The organism is Paenibacillus aurantiacus (genome assembly GCF_042431225.1).
GTDB classification, from domain to species: Bacteria; Bacillota; Bacilli; order Paenibacillales; family Paenibacillaceae; genus Paenibacillus_Z; species Paenibacillus_Z aurantiacus.
The window spans coordinates 32,895-54,037 of record NZ_JBHMDO010000008.1; the positions used below are offsets into that span (position 1 = coordinate 32,895).

14 protein-coding genes, 1 other RNA gene and 1 riboswitch are annotated in these 21,143 nt (G+C 55.1%); all 15 genes read left to right on the forward strand.

The window, feature by feature from the left end; translation table 11 throughout:
• Positions 1–62 precede the first annotated feature (62 nt).
• The 15 genes from tpiA (at position 63) to ACFFSY_RS03480 (ending at position 21,117) form a co-directional block, all read left to right on the forward strand.
• Positions 63–815, forward strand: coding sequence for a triose-phosphate isomerase (tpiA, locus tag ACFFSY_RS03410; RefSeq protein ID WP_377489905.1), 753 nt, complete (start codon positions 63–65; stop codon positions 813–815).
• Position 816: 1 nt separating this feature from the next.
• Entirely contained in the window at positions 817–2,355 is a 1,539-nt protein-coding gene (gpmI, locus tag ACFFSY_RS03415; RefSeq protein ID WP_377489908.1) for a 2,3-bisphosphoglycerate-independent phosphoglycerate mutase, read from the forward strand.
• A gap of 94 nt (positions 2,356–2,449) precedes the next feature.
• A complete protein-coding gene (eno, locus tag ACFFSY_RS03420) occupies positions 2,450–3,742 on the forward strand; it encodes a phosphopyruvate hydratase (protein ID WP_377489911.1) in 1,293 nt (430 codons plus the stop codon).
• A 423-nt stretch (positions 3,743–4,165) separates the two neighbouring features.
• A complete protein-coding gene (locus ACFFSY_RS03425; protein ID WP_377489914.1) occupies positions 4,166–4,972 on the forward strand; it encodes a sugar phosphate isomerase/epimerase family protein in 807 nt (268 codons plus the stop codon).
• A gap of 140 nt (positions 4,973–5,112) precedes the next feature.
• The gene (secG, locus tag ACFFSY_RS03430; protein ID WP_377489917.1) at positions 5,113–5,346 is read left to right on the forward strand and encodes a preprotein translocase subunit SecG; all 234 of its coding nucleotides are present in this window, start codon (positions 5,113–5,115) and stop codon (positions 5,344–5,346) included.
• 974 nt (positions 5,347–6,320) lie between these two features.
• Complete coding sequence (locus ACFFSY_RS03435; protein WP_377489920.1) at positions 6,321–7,652, forward strand: ABC transporter substrate-binding protein; 1,332 nt, start codon at positions 6,321–6,323, stop codon at positions 7,650–7,652.
• A complete protein-coding gene (locus ACFFSY_RS03440) occupies positions 7,633–7,755 on the forward strand; it encodes a hypothetical protein (RefSeq protein WP_377489923.1) in 123 nt (40 codons plus the stop codon). The genes ACFFSY_RS03435 and ACFFSY_RS03440 overlap by 20 nt, the downstream gene beginning before the upstream one ends.
• Positions 7,756–8,037: 282 nt before the next feature.
• Positions 8,038–11,175, forward strand: coding sequence for a ribonuclease R (gene rnr / locus ACFFSY_RS03445; RefSeq protein ID WP_377489926.1), 3,138 nt, complete (start codon positions 8,038–8,040; stop codon positions 11,173–11,175).
• Positions 11,176–11,336: 161 nt separating this feature from the next.
• On the forward strand, positions 11,337–11,819 hold the full coding sequence (gene smpB, locus ACFFSY_RS03450) for an SsrA-binding protein SmpB (protein WP_377489929.1): 483 nt from the start codon (positions 11,337–11,339) through the stop codon (positions 11,817–11,819).
• A gap of 246 nt (positions 11,820–12,065) precedes the next feature.
• Positions 12,066–12,429: a transfer-messenger RNA gene (gene ssrA / locus ACFFSY_RS03455) on the forward strand.
• Between the two features lie 194 nt (positions 12,430–12,623).
• Positions 12,624–12,707, forward strand: a riboswitch (cyclic di-GMP riboswitch).
• A gap of 80 nt (positions 12,708–12,787) precedes the next feature.
• The gene (locus ACFFSY_RS03460; RefSeq protein ID WP_377489932.1) at positions 12,788–15,337 is read left to right on the forward strand and encodes a hypothetical protein; all 2,550 of its coding nucleotides are present in this window, start codon (positions 12,788–12,790) and stop codon (positions 15,335–15,337) included.
• The gene (locus tag ACFFSY_RS03465; protein ID WP_377489935.1) at positions 15,285–15,659 is read left to right on the forward strand and encodes a hypothetical protein; all 375 of its coding nucleotides are present in this window, start codon (positions 15,285–15,287) and stop codon (positions 15,657–15,659) included. Before ACFFSY_RS03460 ends, ACFFSY_RS03465 begins: the two co-directional genes overlap by 53 nt.
• Before the next feature lie 264 nt (positions 15,660–15,923).
• On the forward strand, positions 15,924–16,331 hold the full coding sequence (locus ACFFSY_RS03470; RefSeq protein ID WP_377489939.1) for an HNH endonuclease: 408 nt from the start codon (positions 15,924–15,926) through the stop codon (positions 16,329–16,331).
• A 277-nt stretch (positions 16,332–16,608) separates the two neighbouring features.
• Positions 16,609–18,663 carry a pectate lyase family protein gene (locus tag ACFFSY_RS03475; protein ID WP_377490361.1) on the forward strand — a complete coding sequence of 685 codons (2,055 nt, stop codon included), beginning with the start codon at positions 16,609–16,611 and terminating at the stop codon, positions 18,661–18,663.
• 258 nt (positions 18,664–18,921) lie between these two features.
• Positions 18,922–21,117 (forward strand): DNA topoisomerase III, encoded by a 2,196-nt coding sequence (locus tag ACFFSY_RS03480; RefSeq protein ID WP_377489942.1) that lies wholly within the window; start codon positions 18,922–18,924, stop codon positions 21,115–21,117.
• Positions 21,118–21,143 lie beyond the last annotated feature (26 nt).

A 21,143-nucleotide genomic window follows, 5' to 3' on the forward strand; every position in this document is an offset into this window, starting at 1 on the left:
GATTTATTGAGAATAGGGTTAAAACAAGCGAGTACGAGATAGGTTAAGGAGCGAATTCGAACATGCGTAAACCGATTATTGCGGGTAACTGGAAAATGTTCAAAACCGTGTCCGAGGCGGTCTCGTTCTTTGCGGACGTGAAAGGCGTCGCTGCAGTTGACGGTGTAGAATCCGTCATCTGCGCACCTTACACGACGCTGCCGGCTCTTGTTGAAGCGGCTAAAGGAACGAGCATTGCGATCGGCGCCCAAAATCTTCACTTCGAAGATAACGGCGCGTTCACGGGCGAAATCAGCGGCGTTATGCTGAAGGACCTCGGCGTGAAATACGTCATCATCGGCCACTCGGAGCGCCGCGCTTACTTCGGCGAGACCGACGAGATCGTGAACAAGAAAGTCCAAGCGGCATTCAAGCACAGCCTGCTGCCAATCGTCTGTGTAGGCGAGAAGCTGGAAGAGCGTGAAGCGAACCAAACGAAGGACGTCTGCAAAGTGCAAACCGAAGCGGCGTTCCAAGGTCTGTCCGCGGCGCAAGCGGCTGACGTGGTTATCGCGTACGAGCCAATCTGGGCGATCGGCACCGGCAAATCGTCGACATCCGCAGATGCAGAGGACGTTATTGCTTACATCCGCGGCGTCGTTGAAGGCCTGTACGATGCGGCTACGGCGGCAGCGGTACGCATTCAGTACGGCGGCAGCGTAAAGCCGAACAACATCGCGGAGTACATGGCTCAACCGAACATCGACGGCGCACTCGTAGGCGGCGCAAGCTTGGAAGCGGCCTCCTACATCCAGCTGGTCGAGGGGGCGAAGTAAGATGACGGCACCTAAACCGGTTGCGCTGATCATTCTCGACGGCTTCGGCCTTCGGAATGACGTAACAGGCAACGCGGTCGCGCAGGCGAACAAGCCGAATTACGACCGCTACTGGAATACGTATCCGCATACGACGCTGACTGCAAGCGGCGAAGCGGTAGGTTTGCCGGAAGGTCAAATGGGCAACTCCGAAGTTGGCCACTTGAACATCGGCGCCGGACGCATCGTGTATCAAGACCTGACCCGGATCAGCAAATCGATCCGCGAAGGCGAATTCTTCGAGAACGAGACGCTGCAAGGCGCGGTAGATCACGCGAAGAACAATGGCAAGAAGCTTCATCTGTACGGCCTCCTCTCGGATGGCGGCGTGCACAGCCATATCGCGCATCTGTTCGCCCTGCTGGAACTTGCGAAGAAGAGCGATCTGCATGAAGTGTACATCCATGCGTTCCTCGACGGCCGCGACGTAGCGCCGGACAGCGCGAAAGGCTATCTGGAGCAGCTCCAAGCGAAAATCGAAGAGATCGGCGTAGGCCAAATCGCGACCGTGCAAGGCCGCTACTACGCGATGGACCGCGATAAGCGCTGGGAGCGCACGGAGAAATCGTACCGCGCCATGGTGTACGGCGAAGGTCCGCAATACACCGATCCGATCCAAGCGGTCGTCGAATCGTACGAGAAATCGGTATTCGACGAGTTCGTCATGCCGACGGTCATCATTGGCGCGGACAACAAGCCGGTCGCGCTTGTTGAGACCGGCGATGCCGTCGTGTTCTTCAACTTCCGCCCGGACCGCGCGATCCAGCTGTCCCAAGTGTTCACGAACAGCGATTTCCGCGGCTTCGACCGCGGCGCTAACGTGCCGAGCGAGCTGTACTTCGTCGCGCTGACGCTGTTCGCGGAGAGCGTAGGGGGCTTCGTCGCTTACAAGCCGAAGAATCTCGACAACACGCTGGGCGAGGTGCTCGTTCAGAACGGTAAGAAGCAGCTGCGCATCGCCGAGACGGAGAAATACCCGCACGTGACGTTCTTCTTCAGCGGCGGCCGCGACGTCGAGCTGCCGGGCGAGACGCGCATTCTCATCAACTCGCCGAAGGTCGCGACTTACGACCTGCAGCCTGAGATGAGCGCTTATGAAGTCGCGGCTGCGGCCGTGGCCGAGATCGAAGCGGATAAGCACGACGCGATCATCCTGAACTTCGCCAACCCTGACATGGTTGGCCACTCCGGCATGCTGGAGCCAACGATCAAGGCGGTCGAAGCGACGGACGAGTGCCTCGGCAAAGTCGTGGAAGCGGTGCTGGCCAAAGGCGGCGTGGCGCTGATCACGGCCGACCACGGCAACGCGGACATGGTCATCGACGATAACGGCCGTCCGTTCACGGCGCATACGACGAACCCGGTTCCGTTCATCGTGACGAAGCAGGGCGCGACGCTGCGTGAAGACGGCATTCTGGCGGACATCGCCCCGACGATTCTCAGCTTGCTCGGTCTTGCCAAGCCGGAAGAGATGACGGGCCACGCGCTCATTAAAGAGTAAATGAAGATCGGCGCCGGGCGCTTGTCCGGCGCCGGAATTTGGTTTACTATAGATTGGAATTTGACAATAACCCTTGAAGGAGTGTTTCCGTACCATGTCTATCATTACTGACGTATATGCACGCGAAGTGCTTGACTCCCGCGGTAACCCGACGGTAGAAGTAGAAGTTCATCTGGAATCCGGCGGCAAAGGCCGTGCAATCGTACCATCCGGCGCATCCACTGGCGCATACGAAGCAGTCGAGCTTCGCGACGGCGACAAAGGCCGTTACCTCGGCAAAGGCGTTCTGAAAGCTGTTGACAACGTCAACTCCATCATCGCGCCTGAAATCATCGGCCTGGATGCACTGGACCAAGTGCTGATCGACCGTAAAATGATCGAACTTGACGGCACGCCGAACAAAGGCAAGCTGGGCGCTAACGCCATCCTCGCGGTATCGATGGCTGTTGCTCAAGCAGCTGCTGACGCACTGAGCGTTCCGCTGTACACGTACCTGGGCGGATTCAACGCTAAAGTTCTGCCGGTTCCGATGATGAACATCGTAAACGGCGGCGAGCACGCGGACAACAACATCGACGTGCAAGAGTTCATGGTTCTGCCGGTTGGCGCAGAGAGCTTCCGTGAAGCGCTCCGTATCGGCGCTGAAATCTTCCACAACCTGAAATCGGTTCTGAAAGAAAAAGGCCTGAACACGGCAGTTGGCGACGAAGGCGGCTTCGCGCCGAACCTGGGCTCCAACGAAGAAGCAATCGTGACGATCATCTCCGCGATCGAGCGCGCAGGCTACAAGCCAGGCGTTGACGTATTCCTCGGTATGGACGTTGCATCGACGGAATTCTTCAAAGACGGCAAATACCACCTCGAAGGCGAAGGCAAATCCTTCACGCCAGCTGAGTTCGTAGACCTGCTTGCTTCGTGGGCAGACAAATACCCGATCATCACGATCGAAGACGGCTGCTCCGAAGACGACTGGGAAGGTTGGAAATTGCTCACCGAGAAACTGGGCGGCAAAGTTCAACTCGTTGGCGATGATCTGTTCGTAACGAACACTGAGCGCCTGTCCACAGGTATCGAGAAAGGCATCGGCAACTCGATCCTCGTTAAAGTGAACCAAATCGGTTCCCTGACGGAAACGTTCGACGCGATCGAAATGGCGAAACGCGCTGGTTACACAGCGGTTATCTCCCACCGTTCCGGCGAATCCGAAGACAACACGATCGCCGACATCGCTGTTGCGACGAACGCAGGCCAAATCAAAACAGGCGCTCCGTCCCGTACGGACCGCGTAGCGAAATACAACCAATTGCTCCGCATCGAGGACCAACTCGGCTCCACGGCGCAATACGCAGGCAAAAGCGCGTTCTACAACCTGAAAAACTTCAAGTAATCGCGCGCCGCGCGGCGGTTATCCTAACGGATAGCCGCCGCGTTTTTTTTGTGCGGAGAGGTCAGGAAGCAAAGCGTCTTGGCTAGAGAAGCGAGGTATGCGGACGGCTTGTTAGTCTGCAAGCGGGACCGCGTTAGCACCATACCGAGATTTGACCGCCGACGTGTGGCGGAGCACTGTGTACCGCGATGGCACGCGCGCCGGGAGGCGCGCGCGGTGCGGAAAAGAGCAGGAGGGCGGGCATGTGTTCCGGGGGCGGATAGTTCTCGTAATGGGACCGGACGGTTGGACCTCTTCCTCGTAGGGCACAATGAGCGGGGTGAAGAATTAGACTGATTTGATCTCGGGCTTGGGAAACACGGTCGCACGCGCCGATCGGGCAATCCCGGTGGTAACGGCAGCCCCGAACATTCGAGTTCGAGGATGGGGACGCATACGAACGAAAGCGAGGTGGAGCATATCGCCAAACCATTGATCGGCTTGCAGTTGTACACCGTACGCGATCAGACGGAGAAGGATTTCCTAGGCACGATCCGCAAGGTAGCGGAGATGGGCTATCAGGCGGTCGAGTTCGCGGGGTATTATAATACGCCGGCTTCGGAAATCAAGGCGCTGGTTGACGAGCTGCAGCTGAAGGCGCCTTCCGCGCATGTCGGGCTCAACTTCGGCGAACCCGCCAATATGGCGGCCGATCTAGCGAAGCAGATCAAGACGGCGCAGATGCTTGGCATCACATACTTGATCGTGCCGTGGGCGCCGCTGCCGGAGACGCCGACGGCGGATGACGTGAAGCATTTGGCAGGCATGCTGGAGCTGGCGGGCAAACAGGCGGCGCAGGCGGGACTTCAATTGGGCTATCATAACCATGATTTCGAATTCAAGCTCGTGGATGACAAGCCGATCATCGACCATCTGCTGTCGACGGTGCCGGCGGAGCTGCTGGTGGCCGAGTTTGATCTCGGTTGGATGCACCTGGCGGGTTTCAAGATATCGGACTATGTGAAGAAATACGCAGGCCGCGTGCCGCTCGCGCATTGCAAGGATTTCGACAAGGGACGCAAGGACGTCGTCATCGGACAAGGCATCGTCGATTTGAAGAGCGTGCTGCCGATCGCGGAGCAGGCGGGAATCGAATACCTGTTCGTGGAGCAGGAGGAGTTCGAGAACGCATCATCGCTAGCGTGCGCGGAGGCGGCGCTCGATTTCTTCCGCTCGAACGGGATGCTGTAAATAATTAGCGAAAGTTTCCTATTGCTGAGTTGAAGTCGCCTGCGTGCTATGATACAATAAGTCTGCTGTCTATAGGCTCTTGTCCATTGCGATGGGAGCTACGGCAAAATGCTGATGCTTTTGGCGTTGGAGGTGGAACTGTGGATATTTTCTTCAAAGTGTTGCTGATTATTTTCTCGCTGGCCTTGATCGCGGTCGTACTTCTGCAGAAAGGCAAGAGCGCGGGTCTTTCGGGTGCCATCTCCGGCGGTGCAGAGCATCTGTTCGGCAAGAATAAAGCACGCGGCTTGGATCTGTTCCTTCAGCGGTTGACAATCGGTGTGGCGGCAGGATTTTTCATCTGTGCGCTGATCGTTGCGTATCTCGTGAAATAAGTCGTACCAAGGCGGGGCGGAAGCTGCCGCTTTTTTTATTGCCCGGAAGCGGGCTGTGTCCGGTAACAAACGAGGGGGATGCTGTCAGGTTAAGAGCGCCTCCGCCCCTTTGACCCAACTTTTGTTGCTTCCTCCCCCTTCCCCCTCCGCCAATGCTGTCAGGTTAAGAAGGGCTCCGCCCCTTTGACCCCGCTTTTGTTGCCCCTCGCCCCTTCCCCCTCCGCAGAGGGGAACCAGAGGACTTCGCCCTCTGGACTCCCTTTTTCGTGCTGACACGTTTGTTCGCGGATGGCGGGTGGGTTCGAACGTGGCACGCTTTTGTCCTCGCGGACAAGGCTTCAGTTGGTTTTGATGTCAGTTCGAAAGCCTAAGTCGTCTGTCGACTATAGGCCGTTGGTGCTTCAACCGGCGTTTTCCCTTAACCTGACAGCATTGCCCCCTCCGCTGAGGGGAACCAAAGGACTGAGCATATGCTTCCGATGTCGTTTTCCATCCGGAAACGTTTACCTCTGGACTCCCTTCTTCGTGCTGCCACCATTGTTCTCGGTCGGCGGGTTGACTTGAGCGGGGCACGCTTTTGTCCTCGCGGACAAAGCTTCAGTCGGTTTTGAAGTCAGTCCTAAGTGACATAAGCCCGTCAACTGTGGGTCATTGATGGCTTCACCGGACGTTTTTCCTTAACCTGACAGCGTTGAACAAACGGGGGATGCCCCTCTACAGGCATGTTCGCGAAGAGACCTCGGCAGAGGTCTCTTTTTTGCTGCCTACAAGCGGGCGGACGCGGTGTCATTTACAGAATGAATATGAACGGATTGCGAAGGCAAGTCCCCGATATACAATTCCTTAGCACGGGGATGATACGCGCCGAACAGTTGGAATTTATACTGGCGGAAGTGCAAGGTATTGGCGAAAGGAAAGGCAAAAGGATGCCTGACAGGATCGATGGTAGCTGCTGCGGGAGAGGGGGCGTAACCATGACTGTGCGTTATCGGAGAAACGATTGGGTAATCGCCCTGATCGTGCTGTCTCTGGCGACGACGGCTTGTGGAAGCACCGGGAATGTTAATGACGGCGATAGCATTAACGTCGATAAAGCGACGATGGATGCGATGCAAACGGCGGAAGTGACTCCGACCAGCGTGCATTCGGTCGAAGCGAAGGCGGGGGATGAGCCGGTCAAAGTCGTATGGTGGCATTCGATGGATGGGGAGCCCGGCCAAGCTGCGAAGCAGCTGGCGGCGAATTTCAACGCGTGGCACCCTGGGATCCGGGTCGAAGCGGTATACCAAGGTACCTTCGGCGCAAGCCTGAACGATATGCAGGCCGCTATGGACGCCAATCCCGGTCCGACGCTCATCCAGATGGATGGGGCAAGCTCGCGGCATTTGATTGACTCCGGGGCGGTTAAGCCTGTGCAGCAGTTCATCGACGCTGAAGGGTATGACGTGTCTGCGCTCGAACCGAACATTCGTCAGTACGCTACGTTCGATGGCCAGCTGAATGCGATGCCTTTCCATATATCCAGCCCGATTCTCTACTACAATAAGACGCTGTTCAAGGAAGCGGGATTGGATCCGGAGCATCCGCCTGCGACCCTCGCTGAGGTGGCGGAAGCGGTCAAGCAGTTGAGTATGGGCAGCGTGACGCGTGCATCGTTCGCAACCGATAGCGGGTCCCTGGAACAGCTCTCCGCGAACCCAAGAACGGAATACGCGCATAAGTGCAATGGACGCACGGCGCCCGGATGGGAACCGTCCGTGAATGACGAAGCGGCCGTGCCGGCGCTCGCTTGGTGGACAACGCTTGTCGACGGCGAGCATGCGCGCGGCCTGGGTCGCAAGACGAATGATGCGAGAAAGGCGTTCATCGCCGGCCAATTCGCGATGACGCTGGACTCTTCGGCTTCGCTGCGCGGCATCGTCGACGGCGTCGGAGGCAAGTTCGAGGTCGGAACGGTGCTCTTGCCGGTGCAAGCGGGCACGAAGGAAGACGTGGCCGTGTTAGGCGCGGAGAGCCTATGGGTGCTGAACAACAAGCCAGCAGCCGAGCAGAAGGCGGCGTGGGAATTCATCAAATATCTCGTCGAGCCGAAGACGCAGGCGGAATGGCATATCCAGACCGGCTACTTTCCGATTACGACGAAGGCGTACGACAAGCAGATCGTGAAGGACAACATGGCCCCATATCCGCAGTTCCAAATGGTGGTCGACCAGCTGCACCAGACGAGAACGGATGTGCCCGACGCAAGGCATGGTCGTGGGCGTGTTCCCGGAGGCTCGTCAGCAGGTGGAGACGACGACGGCTGAAGAAGCGTTCCCCGGTCAGAAGGAGCGGCATGCGGCGCTGGATGAGACGGCTGAAGCGATTACGGGCAATTGCGGGAACTACAACAAGACGGGCGTGAAGTAAGGCGGATATTGGGGGAACGAGAGGCGTTCGGTCGGCAGAGGTTGCCGACCGGGCGCTTTTCGCCTTTTCGCGGGATAGCGCTGTACGTTCGTGCATGAGAATCGCGGAATTCGGAAATTTTGTTTATAAGGACGATGGTTGGTGTGAAGGATGAGGTAGCGGAAGTAGCGTGCGGCCGCTATTTGCGCGGTGGTAAATATTTTCGGTGAAGCGGATGGCGCTGCATGATTTCGTGTATACTAAATCTATATGTAAATCTATCATCCGCTAAGTGGAGGCATTATGATCACAGAGCAGCAACTGCTTGAATTCATGAAAGAATCGGCGTATAAGCCGATGACATATCAGGAGCTGGCGGAACAGCTCGGCAGCGAGGACGCGCAGAGCTTCAAGTCGTTCCTCGTCCTCCTGAACACGCTTGAGGACGAAGGCAAAATCCTCCGTACCTCGAACGACCGTTATGGGGTGCCGGAGCGGATGAATTTGCTGCGCGGGCGCATCCAGGCCCATGCCAAAGGGTTCGCGTTCTTGCTGCCGGAGGAGAAGGACCATCCGGACGTGTATTTGCACGCGAACGACTTGAAGAGCGCCATGAACGGCGACACGGTGCTCGTGCGCGTTACGGCGAAGACCGGCGGCGGCCGTATGGAGGGCGAAGTGGTGCGAATCGTCCAACGCGCCGTGACCCAAGTCGTCGGCACGTTCGAGAATCACGAGGCGTACGGGTTCGTGATGCCGGACGACAAGCGGATTAACCGCGACATTTTCATCCCGAAGGGCGAGTTCAAAGGGGCGGTATCCGGGCAGAAGGTCGTCGTGCGCATCGTCTCCTATCCGGAAGGCCGTTCGGCGGCGGAAGGCGAGATTATCGAGATTCTCGGGCATAAGGACGACCCGGGCGTCGATATTCTTTCGATTATCCGCAAGCATGGCCTGCCGGAAAGCTTCCCGGACGACGTCATGGCCGAAGCGGAAGCGGCGCCTGAAACGATCACCGAAGAGGAGATCATCAGCCAGGGACGCCGCGATCTGCGCAGCAAGGTCATCGTGACGATCGACGGCGAAGACGCGAAGGACCTCGACGATGCGGTCAACGTGGAGCGGCTCGAGAACGGCAACTACGTGCTCGGCGTACATATTGCGGACGTTGGTTACTACGTCACGGAGAAGTCCGCGCTGGATCAGGAAGCTTACCGTCGTGGTTGCTCGGTGTATTTGGTCGATCGCGTCATTCCAATGCTGCCGCACCGTCTCTCTAACGGAATCTGCTCGCTTAATCCGCAAGTGGATCGGCTGACGATGTCATGCGAGATGGAGTTCGACGCGAAGACGCTGAAGCGGGTGCGCCACGATGTGTTCACGAGCGTCATTAAGACGAAGGAGCGCATGACGTATACGAATGTGCGCAAGATTTTGCAGAATGAAGATCCGGAAGTGACGGAGCGTTACGCCGAACTGGTCGATACGTTCAAGCTGATGGAAGAGCTCGCGATGCGCCTGCGGGATATGCGGATCAAGCGCGGCGCGATCGACTTCGACTTCGTGGAAGCGAAGGTGCTCGTCGACTCCGAGGGCAAGCCGACCGACATCATCAAGCGCGAGCGCTCGGTAGCCGAACAGATCATCGAAGAGTTCATGCTGGCGGCGAACGAGACGGTCGCGGAGCATTTCTTCTGGCTGAAAGTACCGTTCCTGTACCGCATTCACGAGAACCCGGACTCCGAGAAGCTGATGACGTTCGTGCAGTTCGCGGCGAATTTCGGCTATCAGATCAAGGGCAAGGGGAATACGATTCACCCTCGCTCGCTGCAGACGCTGCTGGATGAGATTCGCGGTGCCAAGGAGCAGACGGTCATCTCGACGATGATGCTGCGCTCCATGAAGCAGGCGCGCTACGAAGCGCAGAGCCTCGGTCACTTCGGCCTGGCGGCGGAATTCTATTCCCACTTCACATCCCCGATTCGCCGTTATCCGGACTTGGTCATCCACCGCGTCATGCGCGAGGTGTTCGAGAACGGCGGCATGCTGCCAGACGATCGGATGGACACGCTGGCGCAGCGGATGCCGGAGATCGCGCAGCAGTCGTCCGAACGCGAACGCGTGGCGGTCGAGGCGGAGCGGGATACGGAGAAATTGAAGAAAGCGGAGTTCATGCTGGATAAGATCGGCGAGGAGTTCGACGGCATCATTAGCAGCGTGACGAGCTTCGGTATCTTCATCGAGTTGGAGAACACCGTGGAAGGACTCATTCGGCTTAGCGATCTGAATGACGACTACTATCACTTCCATGAGCAGCACATGGTGCTCATCGGAGAGCGTACGTCGCGCATCTTCCGGATCGGCGACGAAGTGCGCGTTCGCGTGGAGAACGTCAACATGGACGAGCATACGATCGATTTCGCCTTGCTCGACTCGAGCTCCCGCAATACCGACCGCGAGCTGGAGAAGGCGCTTCGCGCCGGACGCGGACGCGGCGGTCAAGGCGGCGGCCGAGAACGCGGCGGACGCGAAGGCCAAGGACGCGGACGCGAGCGCGGCGATGATCGCAGCGCAAGCGGGCGCGACGATCGCGGGCAGCGCGGCGGACGCCGAGGCGGGGATAACCGTCCGGCACCGGCGGCTGCGGAGCAAGGGCGCGGCGGACGTCGCAAAGGCGGTCGCGGCGGAGAAGCGGGCGCTGCAGGCGCAGGCTTGCGTCCGGCTCAAGGCGGCGTGTTCGTCGCACCGGGCCGCCGACAGCCTAGCGGAGGAGCGGAACGGCCGGGCTGGAAGCCGGAAGATGATTTCAACTTGGATAAGATCCTGGGCGTCTCCGAGGACGGCGGCGATCGCTCCGGGGGCACTCGTGGCGAAGAGTCGGCAACCGGTGGCGACCGCAGCGGCGGCGCCCGTTCGGGCGGCAAGCGCAAAGGCGGCGTACGGACCGACATGTGGGGGCTCCCGATTCTCGGCACCGGCGGCGTTATCGACGACGGCGAGTATGAGCACTTCAACGGACCGGGCGGTAACGATCGCCGGGGCCGCTCCGGCGGCAATCGCTCGGGCGGTAATCGTTCCGGCGGCGGTCGCGGCGGGGCTGGCAGAAGCGGCGGAGCCGGCAGAAGCGGCGGCGCGTCGGGCGGTTCGCGCAGCGGCGGCGCTGTGCAAGGCGGAGCTCGCGGCGGCTATGCCGGCGGCGGGGCGGATGCGAGCCAAGGCCAGGGCGGCAACGCTAGCGGCGGAAGCCGCTCGCGGCGCAAGAAGAAGTCCGGCGGCGTGAGCGAGGTGTTCAATCCGAACGCGGCGCGTCCGGAAGGCGGCACGGTCGAGACGACTCCGGCGCCAGAGGGCGCACCAGCCGGAGCCGGTAAGCCGCGCAAGAAGCGGAAGAAGTCCGGCGGCAACGCGACGGCGGCTTTTATCCGCAAAGAAAAGAAGTAAAGCGGAGCGGGTATCGGAATCTTGGCGGTATCGGCCGCCTTGATTTCGAACTGTAAAGTTGTTACAATGGACTCCTGATGCACCTGCGCGGGAGTCCGTTGTTTTATGGCGGGGACGGGCAGGGTAAGATACAAGAAGCGAACGAATGCGAGGTGGATGGCGTGGCGAAGAAGACGAATGAGAATAAGCAGCTAGCTCAGAATAAGAAAGCTTCCCATGACTATTTCATCGAGGAGACGTTCGAAGCGGGCATGGTGCTCATGGGTACGGAGATCAAGTCGGTGCGGGCCGGCAAGGCGAACATTAACGATGCGTTCGCGACGATCCGCAATGGCGAGATGTTCATCCATAACATGCACATCAGTCCGTTCGAGCAAGGCAACCGCCACAATCCGACCGATCCGACGCGGGCGCGCAAGCTGCTGCTCCATAAGGTGCAGATCCACAAGCTGCTCGGCCAGTCGAAGCAGGAAGGCTACGCGATCGTGCCGCTGAAGATTTACGTCCGCAACGGCTACGCGAAGCTGCTTATCGGCCTCGGCAAAGGCAAGAAGCAATACGACAAGCGCGAGAGCGCGGCGAAGAAGGATGCCCAGCGCGATATCCAGCGTGCGCTGCGCGAGAAGCAGAAGGTCGCGCGGTAACGAGTGTGCGGCAGATGCTCTGGCAGCCGTGCCAGCTAGAAGGCAGCTCTTCCAGAAACACAGGGGTACATTCGTGTAGACGATGTGCTATACTAACTAAGCAAGCCAAGCAGTACGGCATTGCGAACGCAAGACAAACAAGAAGCAGCAAGCAAGAACAGCTTATGCTCGCCGCGTGAGAACGCCGAGCGCTCTGCTAAACGGAACATGAGCCGCACGGTTCAGACGACGCCGTTTATGCGATATGGGGGCGTTTATGGATTCGACGGGGATAGTTCGAGCATGGGTTGCGGGTAGTGGGGACGCGTCCGCTTCATCAACGCTAAAGCCTATTAAATGGCAACCAACGTACAACTTTAGCAGCAGCCTAAGAAACTGTATGCTAAGCTCCTCTCCTGCATCGCCCATGTGCCGGATGTAGGGGCTCACTCTTAGTGGGATACGCTGTCACATCTCCGCCTGGGGTGTGCTGAAGAAGACAATCAGGCTGACCTAGATCGTAGCCGGTTACGGGGCGACGGCCTAGGTGACATCAAAACTGTGACTACACCCGTAGATGCCTATGTGGCGATGTCTTCGGACAGGGGTTCAAATCCCCTCGCCTCCACCATGTAAATCCACAACCGCATGAGGTTGTGGATTTTGCATTTCATCCACTCTTAGCCCCACATGTTCCTTATAGACGATCACCTTCTCTACATAGTTACCGATGACGATTTAGTTTCGCAGAGTGCTGGCAGAAACTTATGTTGAAACAGCTCGTAAACGAAACTATAATAAATTCAGATAGTTCTTTCGGACTACGAATTTCATAGGCAAACTTATTGAAAGATAAGGACGCAAAGTTATGGGCCTAAAGCGAAAAGCTATGGCTGCCAAACCGCTAAATTGTGATAGTGTACTATCCTGCTATTGGCGGGATGGTTTTTTTGTTCCCTAAATAATGATTTCTGAAAGAAGGTTCATCCGTGATTCCACAAAAAATACGTGACTGCTATAACTCGGGTGAAACCGATGTTTACAACCGCCAGAAGGGCTTCGATTATTCCGGAATGTCTCAATTAGGCACCCATACGCTCGTTATCACGAATTATGGGCGAGTCATTGCCTATGACACCGGCGGGATATTTGGAACTGAACGGGTTATGCATTTCGATGCGAAGTCCACTAAGCTTCTCATATCCTTTTCTGGTTCTACTGTATATGTGAAGAGCTCAGCAACATATCCATTTAAACTGGATTTTACGTTGAATTCATGGGATTTTATCGATTTATTCCCGAATATACCCTATGAATGTTTCGATTTTCCATCGGATGCAAAAGAATTAATTTCGACTCTTATTTCATATCAAGGCCAGTCTAAGACACATATGTCGTTGAAATTAGCAGCGAAATTCATTGAAATCATACACCAAGATGATTTTGTCACGAATACCTTCACGGTTCCGCTACATCGGATTGAAACGTGGGAGGCTTCCGGTGCACATAGCCTAACCTTAAAAGGACATTTTGATATCCAGAACGAATCAATTTCTTCGATCCAGTTGTTTATCCCACAGAAGGAGAAGCTTCAATCCGTAAAGACGCTGCTGCAGGATGCACCCAGGCTTTCACAGCTGGTAGGACCGTTCAAAAGTATTTATCCGATCACTTATCGTTTTGGCGGCTCTGACAGTAAAGTTGAGCTTTCTAATAAGGCTGCAACTGCAGCAGCTATAATTTTGGGAGTCGTCAATAGTTTTATGTCCAATAAAACAGCATCTCTTGTTTATCATGATCACGGTGTCGTATCTTTCCTAGATGAGGACAATTGGAAAGTGCTGCATCAATTCTCTTTGCAGAATGACGAATGGTATTACGATAAAAAAGAGAATCGAACCATTATCGTCCATAATAATAAGGCTTTCGTGGTGAATATGCAGCGTCCTGATGCGATCGCGTTTGCAAAAGCGACTTGGGGAAGTTCCTGTGGCGTTTGTGTTCCCCAAACCGGTTATCTTTACGGTGTATATCAGCAAAATCGCTATACGAAAGATGAAGTAAGCATGTTAGTTCAATCTTCAAATCAAATTCGTCTTCTGCATTGGAAGGAGTTGCAGCTTTCGGCTCCGCTATTTTTGCAATCTTGCGATATTGTTGGCTATCAGCACAGAATGTTCATTTTCGAGGATTCTAGCATTTCTATGATTACATGGCCGGATAAAAAATGGGCAGCTTATGTCAATCCGAAAACACCGAACAATCTCGATGATGTTAGCTTCGGTATCACTTCAATGGAGCATCCATTCTTCATTGAACAAACGATGCGCGGCATCCAATTACGGCAATCACCAGATACCGTTCTTCACGATTTTGAATACCATGCCATATCGGATATTTCGATTGCCGAGCCTGAGGGTGATTCCTTCCTGGTTCCATGCAATATATCAGCTAGGGAAGGAGCTAACGGCAGTGGAACCAACCGCTTCATGCTACCTGCCGCAGAAGTACACAAAATCATCTATGCGACGTATTATCACGCAAAGGCACCATTAATTGAGCGTACTGAGGCTAAGCAAATTTATTTAAGCTGGACTCGTCAGGTGAATGACTTTGCTTTGTTTCATTTGTTTGGACAGCTGCTGGCTATCCAAGCCGGAATTCGAGAAATTCATGACAATGTTAGTGATCGCGATCAGCGAAATCACCGACTCATTAATTTCATGTATTATGCCATTCAGAATCAGAAACGCAGGTTAGACCAAGTATCGATCTATCTGCCCGCGATGCTTGATCGGAACGTCAAAGACATTTTTGAACCGTCAGGCAATAAGCACGACGAAGAATTGTTCCGCCAGCTTCAACGTGGCTTCATGAATGTGAGCGTACAAATCAAGTCTGCTTTAAATGAAGTAGAGTCAGCATTATCTGCCGTTTCTAGCACCATTATCCCAAAAGGGGACATGGATGAAATCATCGCCGATCGCGCTAAAAGAGGCTACACTCAGGCTGCCGCAACTACTGGTGTAGGATTGGCCATTGCTCTGAGTACAGGAGGATTAGCGATTCCGTTTTTACTTGGAGGCGCATTCTTAGGTTTCAATACGGCCCAAACGTCTAAAGAAGCGAAACGCTTGGAACAAATGAAAACAGAGATGGAAAATCACCGATTGGATTTTTACATGACGAAAGCGCTGGATACATTTGATCATTTAATGTTGACGCTGCTTCCTTATTATGTTGCGGAAGTGAATCGCCACATGGTTAATTGTTTTGAACGATTGGCTGGTGAATATAGAGCCGCATGGAAAAGCCCTGTTGTGATCGAAAATATGTTTAGGGAAATTACTCAATTATATACGTATAAACAATTGCCTATCGATGCTACTGTTGTCCTTCGAAAGAAGGAACTTATGGATACAGTGCAGAAAGCTGTATATCTATCCGAACAGCATATCCAATTCTTTCAACAAGAGGTGAATGTTCATGTTTTACAACAAACTGAGGGACCGAGGCTCCGAAACGAACGATCCGTTTGACAATCTTCAATCGCATCAAGAGGCTGATGTGGAACAAAGCAGAAATCCGTTTGGCGAATACTTCGCTGACAACGAAGACATGGAACATCAAGAAATTAACCCTGAACAACATTTTGTTAATCCTAATTATGTAAACGGCTATGATCGCGATGATGGAACTCATGTGGAAGGGTATTGGCGTGATGGTGACGGCGATACATCGGTCGATCTCCAGGTGGAAGACGGAGGCGGGTATATGCAGACCAATCCGGATGATGATTTGGGAAATAACCTAAACCATGGAAGAGTATTTGATGATCCATTCGAAACATCCTCAGCATAACACTGCGGCGAATTGTGGATATATACAGCCACGGCTCGCCTCCACCATCATCAACCCGACCGCATGAGGTTGGGTTTTTGCTTTTTTCTCAACCATAAGAAGAGTAGCGGCACTGGATCTAAGGAAATCTAAGCACAGGGTTTGGCTTTATAAAAAAAGTTCCGATCGTGCTGCGCCTCCAACACTTCGATATACATAACGATGTATCTCCTATACTTGCTGCCAGTGGTTATTAATAAACGCTAGCCTCGGGAGGCGATGAAGATGATAACCGTGCTCAATGTGGATGGTCAAGAACTTACCCCTTGCGTGCTTGACCGGGCTTGGAGGGAAGTGAACCGATCGCGTGCCGTATGGGTGGACGAGCAGACCATCCAATTACTGTACAATCCCTTCTTATTTCGTGACTATCGGAAAGCCGCGTTAAAACGGGATCGTTACACTTGTTTGTGGTGCGGGCGTCCCGGGACGACGGTCGATCACATTATCCCCGCAAGCCATGGCGGCTCGGACCGCCCCTACAACTTACTCGCGGCTTGCATGGAATGCAACACGAAGCGGGGAAGCCGTCCGGCATTCTCCTATTTTAGAGAAAAGGTATATTCCTCGCCGTATAGGATGAAGTTGTGTTTTCGCATCCTGAAAGCTCACTTTCACCATAAAGCAAGGTAGCACACCATCTCCTAATCGTTGATTCATTCCAGTCATAATCACTACCTCAGATAAGCCCAGAATGGCGGAGTTCCGCAGATAATGATGAGGTAATGATTGTTTCGGAACCGGTTACGGGGCTGTTAAGCTTTGGATGTTTCACCTGCCATACATTGCACGATAAAGGAGGGGAGCAGTCCGAATTTTTTGTAAGCGTTCTCAGTCGAGCTGATTAACTCACATTGTAGGAGGGATCCAATTGAAGAAAAAAGCAGTTAACTTCATCCACACGGTACTCATGATGTCACTAGTCGTCGCCCTAATGGTTTGCGGAGTGGGCAATGCGGGAGTAGCCCATGCCGCCGGCGTTACGATAACGGACAGTGGAGGATGGAATGAAACGGCCTATGTGGAATGGACGCCTGTAAGCAATGCAGACGGGTACAATGTCTATGCGAAGCCTGCCAGCGCAGCGGATACCCAGTATAAGCAACTCGATAACGAGCTTATTCGTAAGTACCCTTCTCATTGGAGAGCGGATGCTGTAGGGCTGGCAGCGGGGAATTATGTGCTGAAAGTCGAAGCCAAGCTGTCTGGCGGCTCGACGGCTAGCGCGGTTACGGGGGCAATCGCTGTGGCCGCCCATGACCGGTCCGGATTCGCTTTTTCGGCGGCTTCGACCTATGGAACCGGTTCAGGTGCCTACAATGATAATGGAACGCTTAGGAACGGTGCTCAAGTTGTCTATATCACCTCTAATACGGCAAAAACGGTTACGCTCGATGTGAAAATTAACAGTTCAGGCGGGCTGCAAAAGGCTGTAGGCCTTGGCGAAATTTTGAGTTTGAGGCAGAAAGGGTATGATAAAACGCCGCTTGCCATTCGATTCATTGGCCAAGTGACGGCTAATGACTTGAGCGGACAGCTCAACAGCAGCGGTTATCTTGAGGTCAAAGGCAAGAGCAATTATGCCGAAATGAATATGACGCTCGAAGGGATCGGAGACGATGCTTACGCTTATGGCTGGGGATTGCTGCTCCGGTATGTGGGCAATGTGGAAGTACGCAATCTGGGATGGATGCTATTCCCTGACGACGGCATTTCGTTGGATACCGGCAATATAAACGTATGGCTGCATCACAACGATCTGTTCTATGGAACGGCGGGAGGGGATGCGGACCAGGCGAAAGGCGACGGATCTACCGATATGAAGAAAGGCTCGACCTATAATACGATCTCGTACAACCACTACTGGGATTCCGGCAAAGCATCGTTGGTAGGCTTGAGCGAGTCGGCCCAATTTTATGTGACCTTCCACCATAACTGGTTCGATCATTCGGATTCGCGTCATCCGCGCATTCGAGTCGCATCCGTTCATATTTATAATAACTTCTACGACGGTAACGCCAAGTATGGGGTAGGCGTAACAACGGGGGCTTCGGCTTTCGTCGAATCCAATTATTTCAGACATGCCAAAAATCCGATGCTGAGTTCGTTGCAAGGAACCGATGCGCTAGGAGAAGGAACGTTCTCGGGTGAAAATGGAGGCGTGATTAAAGCATTCAACAACATCGTTGCAGAAGCGCAAAGCTTGATCTATGCGAACTCCAATGCCGGGACGGCCGCGGCCCATGCAACTTCCTTCGATGCCTACCTGGCTTCTTCAAGAACGGAAACCGTGCCTAGCTCGTATAAAGCGTTGGTCGGCGGAACGGCGTATAACAATTTCGATACGAGCGTCGATATAGGCGTGACCGCAGCCGATATAGATCCGGCAAGTTCAGTCGAAACGATTGTGACCACAGAAGCTGGACGCATGAACAACGGGGATTTTCAATGGGCATTCGACGACGCGGCAGATGATGCATCGTATGCCGTCAACGAGGCACTGATGGCCAAAATTAAAAGTTACACAACTAAGCTGGTATCCGTCGGCGGGAATTCGAATCCGACAGATCCGACGCCGAACCCTACACCAGATCCGACCCCAGACCCTACGCCAAATCCGGGTACCGAGCAACAGGTTGTTCATAACTTCACATCGAGTGGAACCGCAAGCGACTTCTTCAACATTCAGGGCGCGCTGTCGACTTCCAAAGGTACCGTGTCCTACAACGGGTTAACGCTCACGCAATGTTTGAAACTCGAGAGTTCGACCAGCATTGCATTTACGACGAGCGCAGCCTCGACGTTAACCTTGGTGTTCAACTCGCCAGACGGGACCAAAGTCAAAATTGACGGAACAAGTTATCCCATGACAAACGGCATTGTGCGTGTATCTCTTGCTGCAGGCGCGCATACGATTACCAAAGATAGCGTAGCCAATCTGTATTACATGCAGCTGGCCTACTAGATCTAAGATCTCCATAGCAGGATCGGAAAGGCCGCCTTCACGGGTGGTCTTTCTGCATGATGATGGGTTGTGTATTGCGAACGGTACCATGTTTGGCGCCGTGAAGGAGTAGGCGGTGCTTGCAAGCTCGAAGGAGTACGCCGGCTACGCTCGAAGGTCCGCTGCGTTCCCGTCAACTGGCGTAAGACGCGGCTTTTTGACATTATTCCGGCCAATATTCGATAATGGGAGTATGACAAGTGCAGGGGGAACAAGTAAATGAAATCGCTCGTATTGGCGGAAAAGCCCAGCGTCGCCCGGGAACTCGCGCGTGTGCTCGGTTGTACGAATAAAAATAAAAGCTACATAGAAGGCCCATCTTATGTGGTAACGTGGGCGCTCGGTCACCTCGTCGGTCTTGCCGAGCCGGAGGATTATGACCCGAAGTACAAGACCTGGAACCTTGAGGATCTGCCGATCATGCCCGACCGTATGACGCTTAAGCCGCTGAAGGAGACCTCCGGCCAGTTCAGGGCCGTCCTCCAATTATGCAAGCGGCCCGATATCGGCGAGCTGATCATCGCCACGGACGCAGGACGGGAAGGGGAGCTAGTTGCCCGCTGGATTATGGAACTGGCGCATTGGAAGAAGCCGTTCAAGCGGCTTTGGATTTCGTCGCAGACGGATAAGGCGATCAAGGACGGCTTCGCGTCGCTGAAGCCGGGCCGCGAATACGATCGGCTGTACGCTTCTGCCGTATGCCGGGCGGAAGCCGACTGGCTGGTAGGCCTGAATGTAACGCGGGCCTTGACCAGCAAGTACAATGCGCAGCTGTCGGCAGGCCGGGTGCAGACGCCGACGCTCGGGATGCTGATGGAGCGGGAGCGCGAGATTAACGGCTTCGTGCCGAAGCCCTACTGGACGGTGTCCGCGGAGTTCGCCGGCGAAGGCTTCCAGGCCCCTTGGCGCAGCGAGGAAGGACATGACGGAAGGCTGTGGACGCAGGCGGAGGCGGAAGCGGTCGTTGCCCGCACGAAGGGGAAGCCGGCGGTCGTCGAACGGCTGCGAACCGTAGAGCGGAGCGAGCCTCATCCGCAGGCGTACGATCTGACCGAGCTGCAGCGGGATGCGAACAAACGGCTTGGTTTCTCGGCGAAACAGACGTCGAACGTATTGCAGCGGCTGTATGAGCAGCATAAGCTGGTGACGTATCCGCGGACGGACTCGCGTTATTTGTCATCCGACATGGTGCCGACGCTGAAGGGTCGAATGGAGAGCATTGCAGTGGGACCTTATGCGACGCTGGCGCGCAAGCTGCTGCGGACGCCGCTTTCGGTCACGAAGCGCATCGTCGACGACAGCAAGGTGAGCGATCATCATGCGATTATTCCGACGGAGCAATATGTGAACCTGTCTGCGCTCAGCCCGGAAGAGAGAAAGCTGCATGAATTGATCGTCAGACGGTTCCTTGCGATGTTCAGCCCGTCTTGCCGATATGACGAGACCAGCGTGGTCATAAGGGTCGGCGAAGACCGCTTCTATGCCAAAGGTAACGTTCTGAAGGAAGCTGGCTGGAAGGAAGCATACGGCGGCGTGCAGGAGGCCGATTGGTCGGATGGCGAGGACGATGGCAGCGACGATGCAGCAGCGGACGGAAGCAAAGGAGCGCCACGAGAGGCAGGCGGCAGCGGACAGCTTCTGCCGTCGCTCGCCTCCGGGCAGTCGCTAACCTTGAAGCAAAGCCGGTTTCGCGAAGGCAAGACGCAGCCGCCGGCACGTTATACGGAAGCGGGATTGCTGTCCAAGATGGAGAAATACGGGCTGGGCACCCCGGCCACGCGCGCGGATATTATCGAGAAGCTGCTGTCCTCGCAGACGATCGATCGTCAAGGCAACCGGATGGTGCCGACCGGCAAAGGCAAGCAGCTCATCGAGCTGGCCTCGAAGGAGCTTCGCAGTCCGGAGCTGACCGCGGAGTGGGAGCGGGAGCTGGAGCGCATTGCGAAAGGGCAGGGCGATGCGAAGAAGTTCATGGCCGGCATCCGCCAGAAGGCTGCGGCTTGGGTGAACGAGGTGAAGCAGGATGCGAAGGAATATAAACCGCACAACCTGTCCCATGCGCACTGCCCGGAGTGCGGCAAGCGAATGATGGAAGTCAACGGCAAGCGAGGCAAGACGTTCGTGTGTCAAGATCGCGAATGCGGTTACCGCCGCGCGGCGGAGCCCGTTCTGTCGAACAAGCGTTGTCCGCAATGCCATAAGAAGATGGAGATCCACACCGGCAAAGCGGGCAAATACGCGCAGTGCCGACCGTGTAATGTCATTGAGATGCTGGAGGACAAAGCCGGCGGCGGACGGATCAACAAGCATCAGCAGAAGCGGCTCGTCGAGCAGTACAGCGACAAGGTTACGCTGACCGGCGGGCTGGCCGATGCCCTGAAGGCCGCCCTGGAGGGCAAGAACGAGAAGAAGTAACTAGCGAGCAAGTCGTATAGGGAGTT